This is a genomic window from Amycolatopsis sp. NPDC114505, assembly GCF_055633615.1.
On record NZ_JBVKDV010000001.1, the window covers coordinates 1,825,800 to 1,840,153 of the forward strand.

The 14,354-nt window shown below is 69.1% G+C and carries 14 protein-coding genes; 4 read left to right on the plus strand and 10 right to left on the minus strand.

The features are described 5' to 3' along the window. Positions 1-2: 2 nt before the first annotated feature. Positions 3-497 carry a phage holin family protein gene (locus ACZ7OU_RS09200; RefSeq protein WP_470240659.1) on the minus strand — a complete coding sequence of 165 codons (495 nt, stop codon included), beginning with the start codon at positions 495-497 and terminating at the stop codon, positions 3-5. A 60-nt stretch (positions 498-557) separates the two neighbouring features. Next, positions 558-1,736, minus strand: a complete 1,179-nt coding sequence (gene nhaA / locus ACZ7OU_RS09205; RefSeq protein WP_470254728.1) for a Na+/H+ antiporter NhaA — start codon at positions 1,734-1,736, stop codon at positions 558-560. A 186-nt stretch (positions 1,737-1,922) separates the two neighbouring features. Between nhaA and ACZ7OU_RS09210 the strand changes: the two genes are divergently transcribed. Then, positions 1,923-3,380, plus strand: a complete 1,458-nt coding sequence (locus ACZ7OU_RS09210; RefSeq protein WP_470240661.1) for a peptide MFS transporter — start codon at positions 1,923-1,925, stop codon at positions 3,378-3,380. Here the strand turns inward: ACZ7OU_RS09210 and ACZ7OU_RS09215 are convergent, their stop codons facing one another. Beyond that, positions 3,381-4,109: a VIT1/CCC1 transporter family protein gene (locus ACZ7OU_RS09215; RefSeq protein WP_470240662.1), complete on the minus strand. Its 729-nt coding sequence runs from the start codon at positions 4,107-4,109 to the stop codon at positions 3,381-3,383. A 129-nt stretch (positions 4,110-4,238) separates the two neighbouring features. Here ACZ7OU_RS09215 and ACZ7OU_RS09220 point away from each other — a divergent pair, with 129 nt between their 5' ends. Next, a complete protein-coding gene (locus tag ACZ7OU_RS09220) occupies positions 4,239-4,580 on the plus strand; it encodes a cupin domain-containing protein (protein WP_470240663.1) in 342 nt (113 codons plus the stop codon). 68 nt (positions 4,581-4,648) lie between these two features. Here ACZ7OU_RS09220 and ACZ7OU_RS09225 read toward each other — a convergent pair whose 3' ends face one another. From ACZ7OU_RS09225 to ACZ7OU_RS09235, 3 genes are all read right to left on the minus strand, one after another. Next, positions 4,649-5,128, minus strand: coding sequence for a DUF6319 family protein (locus ACZ7OU_RS09225; protein WP_470240664.1), 480 nt, complete (start codon positions 5,126-5,128; stop codon positions 4,649-4,651). Positions 5,129-5,271: 143 nt separating this feature from the next. Continuing rightward, positions 5,272-7,254, minus strand: a complete 1,983-nt coding sequence (gene acs, locus ACZ7OU_RS09230) for an acetate--CoA ligase (protein WP_470254729.1) — start codon at positions 7,252-7,254, stop codon at positions 5,272-5,274. 100 nt (positions 7,255-7,354) lie between these two features. Beyond that, positions 7,355-7,957, minus strand: coding sequence for a GNAT family N-acetyltransferase (locus tag ACZ7OU_RS09235; protein ID WP_470254730.1), 603 nt, complete (start codon positions 7,955-7,957; stop codon positions 7,355-7,357). 112 nt (positions 7,958-8,069) lie between these two features. Between ACZ7OU_RS09235 and ACZ7OU_RS09240 the strand changes: the two genes are divergently transcribed. Together ACZ7OU_RS09240 and ACZ7OU_RS09245 are read left to right on the plus strand one after the other, a co-directional pair. Further along, the gene (locus ACZ7OU_RS09240; protein ID WP_470240667.1) at positions 8,070-8,567 is read left to right on the plus strand and encodes a phosphoribosyltransferase; all 498 of its coding nucleotides are present in this window, start codon (positions 8,070-8,072) and stop codon (positions 8,565-8,567) included. Next, positions 8,560-9,282, plus strand: coding sequence for a Fic family protein (locus tag ACZ7OU_RS09245; RefSeq protein ID WP_470254731.1), 723 nt, complete (start codon positions 8,560-8,562; stop codon positions 9,280-9,282). The genes ACZ7OU_RS09240 and ACZ7OU_RS09245 overlap by 8 nt, the downstream gene beginning before the upstream one ends. Positions 9,283-9,293: 11 nt before the next feature. Here ACZ7OU_RS09245 and nicT read toward each other — a convergent pair whose 3' ends face one another. From nicT to ACZ7OU_RS09265, 4 genes are all read right to left on the minus strand, one after another. Then, entirely contained in the window at positions 9,294-10,391 is a 1,098-nt protein-coding gene (nicT, locus tag ACZ7OU_RS09250) for a Nickel transporter NicT (protein ID WP_470254732.1), read from the minus strand. A 61-nt stretch (positions 10,392-10,452) separates the two neighbouring features. Then, positions 10,453-11,382: an N-acetylmuramic acid 6-phosphate etherase gene (locus ACZ7OU_RS09255; RefSeq protein WP_470240670.1), complete on the minus strand. Its 930-nt coding sequence runs from the start codon at positions 11,380-11,382 to the stop codon at positions 10,453-10,455. Positions 11,383-11,405: 23 nt separating this feature from the next. Then, positions 11,406-12,380, minus strand: coding sequence for a MurR/RpiR family transcriptional regulator (locus ACZ7OU_RS09260; protein WP_470240671.1), 975 nt, complete (start codon positions 12,378-12,380; stop codon positions 11,406-11,408). A 238-nt stretch (positions 12,381-12,618) separates the two neighbouring features. Next, the gene (locus ACZ7OU_RS09265; RefSeq protein ID WP_470255901.1) at positions 12,619-14,343 is read right to left on the minus strand and encodes a serine hydrolase domain-containing protein; all 1,725 of its coding nucleotides are present in this window, start codon (positions 14,341-14,343) and stop codon (positions 12,619-12,621) included. Positions 14,344-14,354: the final 11 nt, after the last annotated feature.

Consider the following 14,354-nt stretch of genomic DNA (forward strand, 5'->3'; position numbering starts at 1 on the left):
ACTCAGTCGCGCGTGGTGGTCAGGTCGGCGTCGGGCGCCTTCTGCGGCTTGAGCGCGGCGGCGGTCTCCTTGACGCTGGCGATCGTCCGCTCGGGTGCCTTGAACTTCTTCACCTTGCGGTAGCCGAGGAACCCCGCCACGCCCGCGACGAGCAGCATCACGAAGAACACGATGCCGAACGCGATCCAGCGGTAGCGCACCCACTCGGCGAGGCCTTCGGCGGCGAAGAAGAACAGGAAGAACGTGCTGTACAGGAAGACCGTCAACGCGATCAGGAAGTAGACGGCCCCCTTGAGGCCCTTCTTCACCTCGCCGACCAGCTCGGACTTCGCGAGCTCCATCTCGGCCCGGACCAGGGTCGAGATGTGCTGGGTCGCGTCGCCGACGAGCCTGCCGATCGACTGGTCGCCGGGGACGTCGGAGTCGGAGGACAGCGGGAGGTAAGGCACGGCCCCCACGCCGTCGGGGCCGGTGCGTTCGTGCTTGGGGCTGCTCACCGGGTCATCGTGCCATGTGTCCTTTGTCGAGGCGCGGCGGCGTAGCCGAGTGTCGCGAGATCACTCCGCTCGGGCGTGCACCCGGCTTCGGCGCAGGAGCAGCACCGCCGCGAGCAGCGAGGCCACGCCGGACGCGATCAGCACCGCCGCCTTGGCCAGTTCGCTCGCGCCCGCCGGCAGGGCGAGGTCCGCGATCAGCAGGCTGACCGTGAACCCGACGCCGCCGAGCACCGACAACGCGACCATGTCCCGCCAGCCCGTCCCGCGCGGCTTTTCCGCGGCGCCGAGCTTCACGGCGAGCAGGCTCGCGCCGAGGATCCCGACGACCTTGCCGCCGAGCAGCCCGGCGAGGACGGCGAGCGGCAGCGCCGTCGTGAACACCGCGCCGAGTGCGTCGGCGTTGACCGAGATCCCGGCCGCGAACAGCGCGAACACCGGCACGGCGACGGCGGCCGACCACGGCTGGAGCCGGTGCTCCAGCCGCAGCGCCGGTGCTTCGGCCTCGTCCTCGTCGGCGCGGACGCGGGTGAGCAGGCCCAGCGCGACGCCGGCGATCGTCGCGTGGATGCCCGCCGAGTGCACCGCGACCCAGGTGATCAGCGCGAGCGGCACGTACAGCCACGGCGTCCGGACGCGCCGGTGCTGCAGGAAGGCGTACAACGCGAGCGCGGCCACCGCCACGGCCACCGCGACCAGGTCGAAGCCGGTCGTGAACACCACGGCGATGACGACGATCGCGCCGAGGTCGTCGACGACGGCCAGCGACAGCAGGAACACCCGGGCGCTCGAGGGCAGGTTCGACGCGGTCAGGGCCAGCACGCCGAGTGCGAACGCGATGTCCGTCGCCACCGGGATGGCCCAGGCCCGCTCGATCCCCGGCGTCCCCCAGCCGACGCCGAGCGCGACGAGCGCCGGCACGACCATGCCGCCGGCCGCGGCCACGACGGGCAGCACGGCCTGCTTGAGCCGGGACAGCTCACCGATGACGAGCTCGCGCTTGAGCTCGAGCCCGGCGACGAAGAAGAACAGGGCGAGGAGACCGTCCTTCGCCCAGTCGCCCATGGTCAGGTTCAGGTGCAGGAGCTCCGGGCCGAGCCGGAGGTCGCGCAGCGCGTGGTAGCTGTCGCGCAGCGGGGAGTTGGCCCAGACCAGGGCGACGGCGGTCGCGCCGAGCAGGATGAGACCGCCGGTGGTTTCGGTGCGCAGGTAGCGCGCGAACTCGCTCAACGGACGGGACACGGCAGCTCCTGGGGTCGCTGATCACTGTTGCCGACCAGACTTCCCGGCGCACCTTGACGTTATTTTAATCCCCCTTTGTCACGGACCGTTATGGCCACCGCCACACGGGGTGCCGGTGGTGGGTCACACGGTGTGCTCTTAGCATGCGAAACGACAACGAAGTCCGAGACAAAGGAAGACAGAGTTGTGAGCACCTCTACCGAGGTCCAGCAGGACACGAGGTTCTTCGGGCACCCACGAGGACTGGCGAACCTCTTCGGCGTGGAGATGTGGGAACGCTTCTCCTACTACGGGATGCTCGGCATCCTGCCGATCTACCTCTACTACAAGGTCGAACAGGGCGGCCTGGGCCTGGCCCAGGAGTCCGCGCTCGGCATCGTCGGCGCGTACGGCGGGCTGGTGTACCTCTCCGCCGTCATCGGCGCCTGGGTCGCCGACCGGCTGCTCGGCTCCGAACGGACGCTGTTCTACAGCGCCGTGCTGATCATGATCGGGCACCTCAGCCTGGCGCTCCTGCCGGGCCTGACCGGGATCGGCGTCGGCCTGGTCTGCGTCGCGGTCGGCAGTGGCGGGCTGAAGTCCAACGCGACGGCGATCGTCGGCACGCTCTACGCCGACGGCGACGAACGGCGTGACGCCGGCTTCACGATCTTCTACATGGGCGTCAACCTCGGCGGTTTCGTCGGGCCGCTGCTGACCGGGCTCGCGCAGACGGAGGTCGGCTTCCACCTCGGCTTCGGGCTCGCCGCGGTCGGCATGGCGCTCGGCCTGACCCAGTACACGTTCGGCCGCAAGAACCTCGGCGACAAGGCCAGGGAGATCCCGAACCCGCTGCCGTCGTCGCAGCGCGCGCTCGCGATCGGCGGCGCCCTCCTGCTGGTGGCGGCGATCGTGGTGCTGGTGCTGACCGGCGTCGTCAACCCGGGCAACCTCGCCGACGTCGTCGTCATCGTGGTCGGCGTGATCTCGGTGATCTACTTCCTGGTCATCCTGACCAGCCGCAAGATCACCGGCGACGAGCGCAGCCGGGTGTTCTCGTTCATCCCGATGTTCATCGCCAGCGCGGTGTTCTTCTCGCTGTACCAGCAGCAGTTCACGGTCGTCGCGGCCTACACCGACCAGCGGCTGAACCGGAGCCTGTTCGGCTGGGAGCTGCCGGTGCCCTGGGTCAACTCGATCAACCCGGTGTTCATCATCGTGTTCGCGCCCCTGCTGGCGGCGCTGTGGACGAAGCTCGGCGAGCGCCAGCCGTCGACGCCGATGAAGTTCGTCCTCGGCACGGTGCTGATGGGCGCGGCGTTCCTGCTGTTCCTGCCGATGGTGGGCAGCGGCAAGAACGCGAGCCCGATGCTCGCGCTGGTCGGCATCCTGTTCGTCTTCACGATCGCCGAGCTGTGCCTGTCACCGGTCGGGCTGTCGCTGTCGACGAAGCTCGCGCCGGCGGCGTTCCGGACGCAGATGGTCGCGCTGAACTTCCTGTCGATCTCGTTCGGCACGGCGATGTCCGGCAAGCTCGCCGAGTACTACTCGGTCGACGACGAAGCGCCGTACTTCAGCACGGTCGGCGGGGTCGCCATCGGTGTCGGTGTCCTGCTGTTCCTGGGCATCCCCTTCATCCGCAAGCTGATGAAGGGCGTGCACTAGTCAGCCGACGGTGACGCCGAAGATCACCCCGACGAAGTAGGTCACCACCATGGTGAGCGCGCCGACGCCGACGTTGCGGAGGATCGCTCGCTTCACGTTCGCGTCGCCGAGCCTCGCGCTGACCCACCCGGTCAGCGTGAGGCCGACGACGACCGCGGCGGCGCACGCCCAGACGCGCATCGAGACGCCGGCCCAGGCGATGGAGAGCAGCGGCAGCAGCGCGCCGACCGAGAACGCGATCAGGGACGCCCACGCCGCCTGCCACGGGCTGGTCAGGTTGTCCGGGTCGATGCCGAGCTCGGCCTCCGCGTGCGCCTGCAGCGCGTCCTTTTCGGTCAGCTCGCGGGCGACCCGGTTCGCCAGGTCCGGCGAAAGCCCTTTGCCTTCGTAGATCTCCGCGAGCTCCCGCTCCTCGGCCTCCGGCATCGTCTTGAGCTCCAGCCTTTCCAGCCGGAGCAAAGCCTGTTCGGTGTCGCGCTGGGTGCTCACCGAGACGTATTCCCCGCCGGCCATGGAAAAGGCGCCGGCGACGAGCCCGGCTATTCCGGCGGTGAGGATCGTGGTGCTTTCGGTGGTCGCGCCGGCGACCCCGACGACGATGCCGGCGACCGACACGATCCCGTCGTTCGCCCCGAGAACCCCGGCCCGCAGCCAGTTGAGCTTCCCGCCCACGTCCTGGTGCGGTTCGTGGGCGTGCTCCACGGCGTCACCGTCAATCGTTTCGGTCACCGGACCAGTGAAACACGAACGGAGAATCGTGGCGAGACCTCCGGTTTGGGTCAGGTCCGCCTAAATAACGCGTGCCTAACCTAAGCCAGTCCTGTGTGGACTCCGCGGTTCTGGGTCATCATGGGTGCCATGGACGACCAAGTGTGGCAGCCGCTGAAGACGGTGGAGGGCCTGCCACTCCAGGGCGGCGAGGGCCGGTTCCGGCTGCTGGAGACGGCGGAGAGCGGACTGGCGTACCTGATCCACTACCCGGCGGGGGTGGCCTCGCCGGGCCACGCGCACGACCACGACTCGATCGTCTACGTCCTGTCGGGGAGGCTGCGGGGAGCGGTCGACGGCGTGGAGACGGAACTGGAGCCGGGTGACTCGGTGCTGCACCCGAAGGGGGTGGCCCACCACGTGGAAGCGCTGACGGACTCGATGTGGGTGGAGTTCAAGTCCCCGCTGCCAGGGCGTCCGCCAATCGGCTGAGCCTGCCCCCGGAAAGCGGAAACGCCCGGCCCCGCGAATGCGGCACCGGGCGTTCCCTGGAGTGAAGCTCAGGCGTCCAGCTCGGCGAGGGCCTGCTTGGCCTTCTCGAGCTCGGCCTCCAGCGCCGCGACCTTCGCCGCCTGCGCCTCGCGGGCCTGGTTGATCACCTCGTCGATCGGGCCCGACAGGTCCGCGTGCAGCTCCTTCGCCGCGCGCGACACCGCCGCCGCCGGGATCTCGAGGCCCTTCGCGACCCACTTCGAGCCGTTCTTCAGCTCGGCCTGCCACTCGCCGTCGGCGGTGCCGGTGACCGTGAGGGTCAGCTCGACCGTGCGGGTCTTCTTCGCCGTCGACGCGGTCGCCGCACCCTTCGGGCGGCCGCGCTTGGGCTTGGGGGCCTCTTCGGCAGCCGGCTCAGCCGGGCTTTCCGAAGCGGCCGGGGACGCGGACTCGGTGACGGTCGCCTCGTCGGCGGAAACCTCCGGCGTCTCAGCCGAAACCGGAGCCGAAGCCGTTTCCTCGTCGTGCGTCAGGACATCCACGGTCATCGTCGTGTCGTCTCCTTGCCCGGGAAGGGGGTGTGGTTCGCGGCACAGCGTAGAACATGCGTTCGAGCCGTGCCACTCGGGGTGTCATTGACAGGGCCCTCCCGGCGCGAAGCCGGAAGGGCCCTGACTACGAGAACGCTAGCTCACTCCTCGGACTTGCCCGTCTTCAGGCCCGACGAGATCAGGTCCATCACCGACGAGTCGGCCAGGGTGGTGACGTCGCCGACCTGCCGGTTCTCCGCGACGTCGCGCAGGAGACGGCGCATGATCTTGCCCGAGCGCGTCTTCGGCAGCTCCGGCACGACCATGATCTGCCGCGGCTTCGCGATCGGCCCGATCTCCTTCGCGACGTGGTTGCGCAGCGCCTGGATGGCCTCCTCGCCGCCGTCCACCGCGTTGCCGCGCAGGATGACGAACGCGACGATGCCCTGCCCGGTCGTCGGGTCGGTCGCGCCGACGACCGCGGCCTCGGCCACCGTCGGGTGCGAGACCAGCGCCGACTCGACCTCGGTCGTCGAGATGCGGTGGCCGGACACGTTCATCACGTCGTCGACGCGGCCGAGCAGCCAGATGTCGCCGTCGTTGTCGTACTTGGCGCCGTCGCCGGCGAAGTAGAAGCCCTGGTCCTTGAAGCGCGACCAGTAGGTGTCCCGGAAGCGCTCCTCGTCGCCCCAGACGCCGCGCAGCATCGACGGCCACGGCTTGTCGAGCACCAGGTACCCGCCACCGCCGGGCCCGACCTCCTTGCCCTGGTCGTCGACGACCTTCGCGGAAATGCCCGGCAGTGCCCGCTGCGCCGAGCCCGGCTTGGTCGAGGTGACGCCCGGCAGCGGCGAGATCATGATCGCGCCGGTCTCGGTCTGCCACCACGTGTCGACGATCGGGGCCTTGCCCGCGCCGATGTTCTCGCGGTACCAGATCCACGCCTCGGGGTTGATCGGCTCGCCGACCGAGCCCAGCACCCGCAGCGACGACAGGTCGTACTTCTCCGGGATTTCCGCGCCCCACTTCATGAACGTGCGGATCAGCGTCGGCGCGGTGTAGTAGAGGGAGACCTTGTGCTTCTGGATGATCTCCCAGTGCCGGCCCTCGTGCGGGGTGTTCGGCGTGCCTTCGTAGACGACCTGCGTGACGCGGTTCGCGAGCGGGCCGTAGACGATGTAGCTGTGGCCGGTGATCCAGCCGATGTCGGCGGTGCACCAGTAGACGTCCTCGCCGGGCTTGTGGTCGAAGACGTTGTGGTGCGTGTACGCCGTCTGCGTCAGGTAGCCGCCGGAGGTGTGCAGGATGCCCTTCGGCTTCCCGGTCGTCCCGGACGTGTAGAGGATGAACAGCGGGTGCTCGCTGTCGAAGGCCTCGGGAGTGTGCTCTTCGGACTGTCCGTCGACGAGCTCGTGCCACCAGAGGTCGCGGCCGTCGGTCCACGGCACGTCGCCCTCGAGCTTGTCGCCCGTGCGCTTCACGACGATGACCTTCTCGACGGTTTCGGCGCCTTCGAGCGCTTCGTCGACATTGGCCTTCATCGGCGCGGCCTTGCCGCGGCGGAACTGGCCGTCGGAGGTGACCACGACCTTCGCGGCGGCGTCGTCGACGCGGGCCCGCAGCGCCGTCGGCGAGAAGCCGCCGAACACGACGTTGTGCAGCGCACCGATCCGGGCGCACGCGAGCATCGCGAAGATGGCCTCGGGGACCATCTGCAGCTGGATCGCCACGACGTCGCCCGCGGTGACGCCCAGCGACGTGAGTGCGTTGGCGGCCTTGGAAACCTCGGTCTTCAGCTCGGCGTAGGTGATGTCCCGCGTGTCACCCGGCTCGCCGACCCAGTGGATCGCGACCTGCTCGCCGTGCCCGGACTCGACGTGCCGGTCGACGCAGTTGTACGCGACGTTCAGCTTGCCGCCGACGAACCACTTCGCGAACGGCGCATTGGTCCAGTCCAGTACCGTGGTCCACTTCGTGTCCCACGTCAGCCGCTCCGCCTGCTTCGCCCAGAACGCTTCGCGATCGGCGTCCGCCTCGGCTTGGAGATCGGCCTTCGCATTGGCCTGAGCAGCGAATTCGTCACTGGGCGGGAACGTGCGGCTCTCGGTGAGCAGGTTGTCCAGGGCTGGGGACTGCTCGGTCATGGTTGCAAGGCCTCCTGTAGTGCGCCGACATGACGGCTAGCGGCACGCTAGCGACGTTAGTCCGCCTTGTAAAAGGTTGCACCCACGTTGCCCCGCGGTTTCACCGAGGCAGGCGAGCCCCGGTGACTAAGCGTTCGTTCAGCCGCGCCTTCGCCGCGGGCCACTCCGGCGCCAGCATCGAATAGGTGACGGTGTCGCGCGACGAGCCGTCCGGCCGGATCCGGTGCGCCCGCAGCACGCCTTCGCGAAGCGCGCCAAGCCGTTCGATGGCGCGTTGCGAGCGCAGGTTGCGGATGTCGGTCTCCCAGCAGACCCGTTGCGCGCCAAGGGTTTCGAACGCGTGGGTGAGCAGCAGCAGCTTCGACTCGGTGTTCAGCCCGGTGCGCTGCCAGTCCGCGCCGATCCACGTGTGCCCGATCGAGAGGATCCGGTGCGTCTCGACGACCTGGTAGTACGACGTCGTCCCGGCGACGCGGCCGGACGTGACGTCGATCTGCGCGAAGGGCCGCCGGTCGGGGTCGGCGAGCGTCTGCTCGACCATCCGCTCGGCTTCGGGAAGATCCCCCGGCTGCCGGATGCTCAGCCACGCCCAGATGCCCGGGTCGGCGCCGGCCTCGAGCAGGCCCTTGGCGTGCTCGAGGGTCAGCGGCTCCAGGCGGACGTGCTCGCCGGACAGGGTCGGTCGGGTGCTCCAGTCGCTCACGTGATCACCGTAAGCGCCACAATGGCTTTCTCTGACAGCCAATTTCCGAGCATTTCCACAGTCCACTTCGGCGTTGCCTATGCTCGGCTGACCACGACGAAGGGCGAGATCGATGGCCGAAGAGCGGGAAGAGCTGAGCTGGGAGCTGTTCGGCACGGCGAGCCGTGAACTGGCTCACACCATCGCCGACGACGGCTTCGCGCCGGACCTCATCCTGTCCATCGCGCGCGGCGGGCTGTTCGTCGCCGGCGCGCTCGGCTACGCGCTCGACGTGAAGAACCTCCACGTGATGAACGTCGAGTTCTACACGGGCGTCGACCAGCGCCTCGACCTGCCGGTGATGCTGCCGCCGGTGCCCAACGTCGTCGACCTGACGAGCAAGAAGGTGCTGATCGCCGACGACGTCGCCGACACCGGCGCCACGCTCAAGCTGGTCCGGGACTACTGCGTCGAGCACGTCGCCGAGGTGCGCTCGGCCGTCGTCTACGAGAAGCCGCACTCCACGGTCAAGTGCGAGTACGTCTGGCGGCACACCGACCGCTGGATCAACTTCCCGTGGTCGGTGCTGCCGCCCGTGGTCTCCCGCGAAGGCCAGGTCCTCGATGCCTGATCCGCTCAAGCCCCTCCTCGACCTCGAAGGCGTCGCCGCGGCCGCGAAGTCCGCGCAGGACGCCGTGTTCGCGGTGCACCGCCTTCCGGCGAACCTCCGCGGCGGCGCGGCGACCGCGGCCGAAGCGTCGGTCCGCGCGGCTCGCGCGTCCGCCGGCATCGAGGGCGCCAACCCCGAACTGCCCGCCGACGGCTCGGTCGCCGACCCGACCCTGGCCGGCGCGCTGCGCGTCGCGGAGACGCTGGAGACGCTGCTCCCGACGTGGCGCCGGGCACCGATGCAAGCCTTGGCGCGCATGCACGTTCTCGCCGCCGCGGACCTCGTCGACGACCCGGACGCGCTGGGGCGCCCGCATTCCGGCGGCGGCCGCCTCGAGCTGCTGGCCCAGCTGGTGACCGGCGCGACGTCGGTGCCGGGCCCGGTCCTGACGGCCGTCGTGCACGGGGAACTGCTGGCGCTCAAGCCGTTCGGCAGCGCGGACGGCGTCGTCGCCCGGGCCGCGGCGCGGTTGACGATGATCGCGACGGGCCTGGACCCGAAGTCCCTGAGCATTCCCGAAGTCGCGTTCTTCCGCCGGGTGCCGCGTTATCTCGAAGCGGCCGAAGGATTCGCGAGCGGGACGCCGGACGGTGTACGCGCGTGGCTGCTCTTCAACTGCGAAGCGTTCGAAGCGGGCGCGCGCGAAGCGAAGAGCATTTCGGACGCCGCTTCTTGAATTGACACCGGCTAAGTGGTCAGTTTCGCCGACCACTTCTCTTCGATGCGCCCGAACCGCCACACCGCGAGCGCGACGACCCACGTCAGCACGAACAGCCCGACGATCCCGAAGCCGACGTAGTCCAGGTCCACCGACGCGATCGCGGCCAGCGGCCCCGACGTGATGTCCAGCTTCTCGGTGAGGATCGACACCAGCTCGATCGTGCCGATGACGAACGCGACGGCGACCGACAGCGTCGTCACCGCGATGTTGTAGAAGATCTTGCGCACCGGCTTCGCGAACGCCCAGCCGTAGGCGAAGTTCATGAAGCAGCCGTCCACGGTGTCGAACAGGCTCATCCCGGCGGCGAACAGGATCGGCAGCACGAGGATCGCGTACCAGGGCAGGGCGAACGTCGCGGCGCCGGCGGCGAGCACCAGCAGCCCGATCTCGGTCGCGGTGTCGAAGCCCAGGCCGAACAGCACGCCGACGGGGTAGATGTGCCACGGCTTGCGCACGGACTTAGTCGCGCCGCGCAGCAGGCGGTTCATCACGCCGCGGTTGTTCAGGTGGTGCTCCAGCGCGGCCTCGTCGAAGTCGCCGTGGCGCATCCGCTTGAACACCCGCAGGATGCCGATCAGCACCACGAGGTTCAGGATCGCGATCACGTACAGGAACACCCCCGAGACCGACGTCCCGATGAGGCCGGTCGCGTTGTGCAGCGCCGACGAGTCGTCCTCGACCTGCCCGGCCAGCGCGCGGACGCCGAGCGACAGCAGCAGGCACAGCGCGAAGACGATCGTCGAGTGCCCGAGGGAGAACCAGAAACCGACCGAAAGCGGACGCTGGCCGTCGGCCATCAGCTTGCGGGTGGTGTTGTCGATCGCGGCGATGTGGTCGGCGTCGAAGGCGTGCCGCATGCCGAGCGTGAACGCCGTGACGCCCAGCCCGATCCCGAAGACGCCGGACGCGCCCAGGTCGTAGTGCCGCGGCGCGACGAAAGCCGCCAGCACCACCCAGCCCACGACGTTGAGCAGCAGGATGAACCCGGCCATCCCGCCGATCGACACCCACTCGCGGCGCGAAAGCCCGCGCCGCGAGTCCTCGGTCGTTCCCGTGCTCGTCATCGCCGCCCGCCTTCCCTCATCTGAGAGGTTAGACAGGTGAACAGATGAACGGCAATCAGTTCTAGCTGGCGCGCACCCGCACCAGATCCAGCGCCTTTCGGACATGTCCACCGGAAGCGTGCAATGCCTTCGCGGCACTCTTCACGTCTTCCCCGGACAGCAGGTGCACCAGCGCCACCTTGAGGTCGCCCCCGGCCTCGGTGAGCGCGTCCGAGCAGTCCGCCATCGTCATGCCGGTGGCTTCCTGCAGGATGCGGATGGTCCGGCCGCGCAGCTTCGCGTTCGTGGCCCGCATGCTGACCATCAGGTTGGAGTAGGTCCGGCCCAGCTTGATCATCGTCGCCGTGGAGAACGACGTGAGGATCATCTTCTGCGCCGTGCCCGCCTTCATCCGCGTCGAGCCGGCGATCGCCTCCGGGCCGGTGTCGACGGCGATGAGCACGTCGACGCCCGCCGGCTTGGCCGCCTTCGCGTTGCCCGACACCAGGCCGGTGTGGGCACCCTGGCGCTGCGCGGCGAGCAGCGCGCCCAAGACGTACGGCGTCCGCCCCGACGCCGTCAGCCCCAGCACGAAGTCGCCCGGCTGGACCATGGCGGCCATCTCGGCCGCGCCGGCCCCGTCGTCGTCCTCCGCGTTTTCGACGGCCTGGCGCAGTGCGCGCTCGCCGCCGGCGTGGTGCGCGATGAACCAGTCCGACGGCACGTTGAACGTCGGCACGAGCTCGGCCGCGTCCAGCGTGGCCAGCCGCCCGGACGTCCCCGCACCGACGTAGTGCACCCGGCCACCGGCCCGCAGGGCGTCCACCGCGTAGTCGACCGCTCGTGCCACCTGTGGCAGCACCGCGGCGACGGCACCGGGGACTGTGCGGTCCTCGGCGTTGATCGCGCCCAGGATCCCCGCGGTGGACATCAGGTCGATGTCCGTGGTGCGGGGATTGCGGGTTTCGGTCGGCGAATCGACGTGCACCGCCTGCACGGGGACGGTCATCATGCGCCTCACATTTTCTCCGGTCATTACTTGCCGGTTTCCCGCGGACGGCGACGGCCGTCCGGCCTGACCCCCAGGCGGTGCGAGCCGACGGCGTCCCTGGTGGCGTCCAGGGCGTTGACCGACGCGTCCATGTGCCGCTGCGCGACGCCGATGAAGAGGCAGTCGATGACGGTGAGCTGGGCGATGCGGCTCGCCGTCGCTCCCGAACGGAACGTGGTTTCCCGCGCTGCCGTGGTCAAAACGTAGTCGGCGACCTCGGTGATCGGGGACCGCGGGAAGTTCGTCACGGCGATGGTGATCGCGCCGTGCTCACGGGCCACCCGCAGCGCCTCGACGGTGTCGGTGGTCGCGCCGGTGTGCGAGACGCCGATCGCGACGTCGCCCGGGCTCAGCACCGCGGCCGAGGTCAGCATGATGTGCGTGTCCGACCACGCGAAGCACACGCGGCCGATGCGGTGCAGCTTCTGCTGCAGGTCCGCGGCGACGAACGCGCTGGCGCCCACGCCGTAGACGTCCGCGCGGCCGGCGCTCGCGACGACCTCGATCACGCGCTCCAGGGTGGCGACGTCGAGCTGGTCGGCCGTCTCTTCGACGGCCCGCGCGTCGGCGAAGCTGACCTTGCCGATGACGGCCGCCAGGTCGTCGTCCGGGCCGATCTCGCCGCCGAGGTTGCGCGTGGTGCGCGCTTCGGTGCGCGCGGTGTCCGCGGCCAGCGCGATGCGCAGCTGCGGGTACCCGCCGACGCCGACCGCCTTGCAGAAGCGCGTCACCGTCGTCTCGCTCGTGTTCGCGGCCAAGGCGACTTCGGTGATGCTGCGTCTCGCGACGTGCGCGGGATCCTCCAGCACCACCTTCGCCACGCGCTGCTCCGCGCGGGCCAGGCCGGGGAGCAACGACCGGATGCGCACCAGCGGGCTCGAGTCCGCGTCCCGTGCGGTCGTCTGGACCGATACGGGCTCGGACGGTGCCGTGCCGACTACGGATTCGGTATCACTCACCGTCGGAAAGTTACTAACCGTTGGCATCTGCGACAAGGCTACCCACACCCTTCAGTCCTATCGCAACCCGTCCGTGTCTGCGGATCTGGATTTGCGATTAATCACTGACCAGAAAGTCGCCAACCAGGTCGGTCTTGTTAACGAGGTCAAGCTAACGACTTGGCAACTTAGTGTCGCGGCGCAAACGGCAAGGAGACGGTTAAATCCGCCATCGGATCGACGGTGCGCGACCGTGCCGTCACCTTGCGCTCAACTGCCAACCCTCTGCGACGAAAGCGGCGGGGTTTCGTTCACCGTCGAGGAGTGATCGGCCGCTCTCGGTGACTTTCACACCGTCGACCGAAACACCGCGTCCCGTGTAGTTCGGGTCGGTGCTGTAACGCCAGCGGAGGCTCACCGACGCGCCCTGGGGCAGCACGCCGCTCGCCTTCCACCAGGCACGGTGTCCGTGTCCGGAGAGCGACGTCACATCTCCGGAGGGTGCACCCGGCCCGGAAACCGAGAGCGCGATCGGTTGCCAGTTCACCCCGTCGGTGGAGGTCTGCAGCTGTAATGGATCAGTGCTTCCCTCGGTGTCCACGAAGGCGTAGAAGGACACGCGCGCTTGATCACTTTGCGTAGTAAACGGACGCGTGCTCAGCGTGGCCGCGCTCGCGTTACCCAGCGTGCTCGTCCACGCGTCCTTCCCGACCTCGGGCTTCACGGCCATGGCCCTGGCCAGCGACGTCGCCCACACCTGGCGCGCGGTGTTGATCGAGCCCCAATTGCGGCTCGGGTGCACGCGGTTGGTCAGCAGGATCGCGAAGGAGCGCGACTCGGGGTCGATGACCAGCGTCGTCCCGGTGAAACCGGTGTGCCCGGCGGTGACCGGGGACGCCAGCGCGCCCATGTACCAGGGCTGGTCGAGCTCGAAGCCCAGGCCGTGCGCGTCGTCCGGGAACTGCTGGTTGTAGTTGGTCAGCATCATCTGCCGCACGGTGTCCTCGCCGAGGATCCGGTGCCCGCGGTAGCTGCCGCCGTTGAGCATCGTCTGGGCGAGGGTGGCCATGTCGTTCGCGGTGCTGAACACCCCGGCGTGCCCGGCGACGCCGCCGAGCGACCACGCGTTCTCGTCGTGCACGCTGCCGCGCACCATCCCGCGTGGCGGGTTGGCCTCGTACTCCGTCGCGGCCACCCGGTTCAGCTTCGACGCGGGCGGGTTGTACCCGGTGTCGACCATGCCCAGCGGCGCGGTGATCCGGTCGTGGACCACCTTGTCCAGCGTCTGCCCGGTCAGCTTCTCGACGATGAAGCCGAGCGTGAGCAGGTTGATGTCGGAGTAGAGGTAGGTCGTGCCCGGCTTGTTCTTCAGCGGGCTGTCGAGCACCGCCTGCCGGCGCGACGGGATGTCCGGGTAGCCGGCCCACAGCGACGGGATCGGGTCGGCGTCGAACCCGGAGACGTGCGTGAGCAGCATCTTGATGGTGATCGCGGCCTTGTCGCCGGTCGCGAACTCCGGGAAGAACTTGCTGACCGGGGTGTCGATCGTGAGCTGACCGCGTTCGACGAGCTGCAGCACGGCGATCGAGGTGAACAGCTTCGAGATCGAAGCCATGTCGAAGATGGTGTCGTTCTTCATGGGGACCTGCTGGGCGGGCGGCAGCTCGGTGCCCGCGGCGTCGGCGTACCGCACCGCGCCGCCGACGGCGTACCGGTCGACGACCACGCCGTCGTGGGCCAGCAGGCCGACCGCGCCGGAGAAGTGCGGGTGCCCGGTGGCGTCCGGCTTCGTCCAGCTCGCGAGGAAGTCCTCGGCGGCCTTGATCGGCGCCGGGTCGAGGTTCACCTCCCGGGGACTCGCGGTGCGCAGCGTCGTCCACGCCGGGGCGAAGCCCTGCTGCGGCCGGTCGAAGCGGCCCGCGTCGTCGTGGTGTCCGGTGATGGCGCTGGCTCCAGAGGTCAACGTGGTCAATGCGACCAGCACTCCGGTGGCCG